The sequence below is a fragment of the Candidatus Methanocrinis alkalitolerans genome (genome assembly GCF_029167205.1).
In the GTDB taxonomy this organism is placed as follows: domain Archaea; phylum Halobacteriota; class Methanosarcinia; order Methanotrichales; family Methanotrichaceae; genus Methanocrinis; species Methanocrinis alkalitolerans.
The window spans coordinates 1-3,890 of sequence record NZ_JARFPL010000072.1; the positions used below are offsets into that span (position 1 = coordinate 1).

Here is a 3,890-nt window from a genome sequence, read left to right on the forward strand (position 1 = left end):
TAATCTCTTCATCAGTACCTGCAGTTAAATTTTCCATCGTGATACCTAAATCTTCAGGTTTGTTAAATACAAATAAAATAACAAGTGGTACAAATCCTATGAGTAAAACTAAACTCCAAACTCTCCAGGCATGAACCCAACCGTAATGTGTAATCATCCAATAATTAAATGCTGGAATGGAAAGTGTTGCAATTAAATTACCAATACCAGAAAGACTTATTGCAAAAGCTCTCTTTTTTTCAAACCACTGAGGAACTAAACTATTAGGAATTAATGTCATTGATCCTTGTCCAAAATATCTTAAGAAAAAGAATCCTACAAATATCATTCCTATATTTGATACAAAACTATTGAAAAATGCTGTGATGCTTAACATAATAACGACTATAATCAGCATTTTTCTTTGACCGAAGCGGTCTATGGCTTTCCCCATAAAAATAATAAGTAATCCACTAATCATTGTGGCGATCGAATATCCACTAGAGATTAAAGTACTGGAGTACCCAAATTCTTGGTTATATGCATTAATAAATACACTTATTGAGTATGTTTGTCCAGGAGCAGAAAAAAAGAATGCGAGTCCACTCATGAGGACAATCATCCAACCATAATATAGTTTTTTGTTAATCTTAATCGCTAATTCTTTCACCTTATCACTCCGCATCCAAAATATTATAACACGTTTTGTCAATCGATAAAAATAAATGCTTTAAAAAAAGGGGCTGTAACGAAATAGATTAGTTTCAGCCTTGATAACAAAAAAGCCACTCTGGAAAACCAGGGTGGTTTTTTGGTATAATTGAAGTATGCAAAGACCCAATTATTTACAAGGATATTTTAACCCAAAACAATTAAAATTACCACTATCATTTGATATAAAAATTCCATTTGATAGTGAAGCTCGAACATTTGACGAAGTATTTCGGAGGATTGATTTAAATAAATACATCGTAGCCGAGCCAAAAGTTGGTAGAATCGGCTATAATCCAGTCAATATGCTCAAATTGATATTGTTTTGTCAGATGGAAAACATCACAAGCCTAAGAGACATGGCAAAAGCCGCACAGCATGATATTAGAATTATGTGGCTCACAGATGAGCTAAAGCCATCCCATCAAACGATTAGTGAGTTTATGAAGCATCGTTTGAAAGATAGCATTGAAAAACTCTTCTATGATTTGAATCAATATATTATTGATCAAGAGAAAATCGATACGGATAGACTCTATATCGATGGTACGAAAATTGAAGCCAACGCAAACAAATACAAGTTCATCTGGAAAGGCTCAATTGAGAAATTTAGAGATAAGCTGTACAAAAAGATAAGCAAACAAATAAAAAAACTCAACGATCAATATCAAGAGATAGGGATCATCTTTCCGATTTATGAGACTTATGAAGTCAGTTATATTGAAAACATTTTAAAGTTTTTAGAGCGTGAAGTCGAACAAACAGGTATTTCATTTGTCTATGGAAAAGGTCAAAGAAAAAAAGCTTTACAAAGGGATTTTGAAAAGATATCTGAGTATTATATAAAAGTTAAGGAATATAACGACACGATCGATGTCATCGGACCCGATAGAAACTCATGTGCGAGAACCGATCATGACGCAACGTTTATGCGCATGAAAGAAGACCACATGAGAAATGGTCAATTAAAAGCGGGATACAATGTACAAATTGGTGTATCTGATGAATACATTATGCACTTAGATATTTTCCAAGAGAGAAATGATTATCAAACGTTTATCCCCTTTTTAGAAGGATACAGGAGAGCACAGGGAATCTATCCAAAATATCCAGTCGCAGATGCTGGTTATGGTGGACTAAAAAACTATCGATATCTTAAAGACAATCAGATGGAACTATATCAAAAGTATTCGATGTATCGTAAAGAAACAGCCAATCAAAAATATGCACAAGATCCAAGTAGACCTGTAAACTTCAAAAAAGATGAAGATGGCAACTTCTACGATGAAAACAAAGAAAAACTGACCTTCTTATGGAAAAACAAGAAGGGGAATGATGTATATGAAGTGCCTAGTTCAAAGCGTAGGGTAGAAATCAACGAAGAACTGTGGGCACTTCAAAAAGAAGCAAGAGAAAACCTTCAATCAGAACTCGGTATTGAACTTAGAGTAGAGCGCTCGATACAAGTTGAAGGTGCGTTTGGCATCATTAAAGATCAAATGAGATTTAGAAGATTTAAACGTCGTGGCATTCAAAATGTGAAATTTGAGTTTATGCTCATCGCAATTGGCTATAATTTAGCTAAATTTCATAACAAAAAATACAGAATCGTACAATAATTATCCACTGGAAAACTAAGGATTCTTAAGAATTCCTTTTAAACATGCCAGAAAACACCTGATTTTGATATGTTTTCCACAATGAGAAGGCTAAGATAAAGAAAAAAGGACTGCTAAGTCCATGAAGAAAATTAAATCTTCATTTCGTTACAGCCCCATTTTATACTTTTTTACTTTTGGTAAAAGCTTTTTTGAAATATCCTTTGATTCTTGAGAAGAATTTTGTTTGATCATAACTTAGAATTGCTACTTTATATACTGGAGCAACCATGTATAATGATAATACTAAGAATACTGCTAATCCTAATAGCGCTATGATTGACTCCCAAATGGACAATACCCCTGATGCGAATGCAATTGGAGCAACAATTGGTGTAAAAATAGGAATAAATGCCATCACCTTTAAGAATCCCATCCCTCCAGCCATTGGTGCGAATATCCCAATATAAAATCCACCAACTAAAATCAACATAAGAGGTGATTGAAACTGTTGATAATCTTCTTGTGTTACTGCCATTGATGCGAATAATGCAGCTAACACCAAATAAAATAATGTTCCAAGTAACATAAACATTAAAGAAAATAGAATAATTATTGGCCAATTTGGCATCATTTCTGCAAGATAGGCTAATAGCGATTCTCCACCTGTTGGTAGATTAAGACCTGGCGATGCTGCAGCAACCCCACCAATCAATGATGCTATAGCCCCATAAGTAAATATTAACAACCCTTGTATGATTACAAATAAGATGCTTGCTGTAATTTTCGACAAGAAATGTATTTTTGCTGGCACACTAGCAATGACTGTTTCAATAGCTTTTGTTGACTTTTCTTCAATAATATCAACACCAACAAACTGTGTAGCCATTGTAATTAAAATAAACATTGGTAATACGAGTAAACTTGTAATTGAACTAATAAACATCTCTTGATTTGGATCTTCATAATCTGGCGCGTAAATTGTTTCAAAGCTAGGACCCGTGTAATCGCCTATTTGATAATTAATAATTTGAAGTTCAATTTGTCCCATCAATGCTGGATTCATTTCAGGGTATTTACTATAAATTTTCACATCAGGAGACTCAATGTCTCCAGTAAAATGAAAGGTTATATCAACTTCCGAATTAACCCAAAAAGCTTCAACATCAAATTGATTGACTGCTAAGTCCGATAAAACATAAAATTCATATCCTTCAAATGGTTGATTGAAAAGTTGTGATAAATCGGATACTAAATTTGTTTCTTGAGTCTCATTGACGACGTGAATGTTGATGTTTTCAACTAGATCATCATCTCCGCCAAAGAAACTAATAATTGCTGGGATATTAACAATAATAATCATTAATAATGCAATTACTATATTTGCGATAAGGAACGCTTTTCTTCCAACGCGTTTTTTTAGGCCATATTTAACTAGAAATTTAAACTTTTTCAACTTTATGTCCCACCTTTGCAATAAATATTTCGCTCAAGCTTGCTTGTTCGACATCGTATTTCATAATATGATCACACGTTTTAATATAATCAAACACATGTTTTGCAACAAGCTCTGACTCTATTTTTACGATGATTTCATTAGAA

Annotated in this window: 3 protein-coding genes; 1 reads left to right on the forward strand and 2 read right to left on the reverse strand. The window is 33.3% G+C overall.

The annotated features are described in order from the left end of the window. The coding region (locus tag P0O24_RS12270) for an MFS transporter (protein ID WP_316970040.1) at positions 1-649 on the reverse strand (649 nt) is incomplete at its 3' end. A gap of 157 nt (positions 650-806) precedes the next feature. Between P0O24_RS12270 and P0O24_RS12275 the strand changes: the two genes are divergently transcribed. Next, positions 807-2,309: an IS1182 family transposase gene (locus tag P0O24_RS12275; protein WP_316970041.1), complete on the forward strand. Its 1,503-nt coding sequence runs from the start codon at positions 807-809 to the stop codon at positions 2,307-2,309. Positions 2,310-2,469: 160 nt separating this feature from the next. On the opposite strand, the gene P0O24_RS12280 is transcribed toward P0O24_RS12275, so the two are convergent. Beyond that, positions 2,470-3,744 carry an ABC transporter permease gene (locus tag P0O24_RS12280; RefSeq protein WP_282838673.1) on the reverse strand — a complete coding sequence of 425 codons (1,275 nt, stop codon included), beginning with the start codon at positions 3,742-3,744 and terminating at the stop codon, positions 2,470-2,472. Positions 3,745-3,890 lie beyond the last annotated feature (146 nt).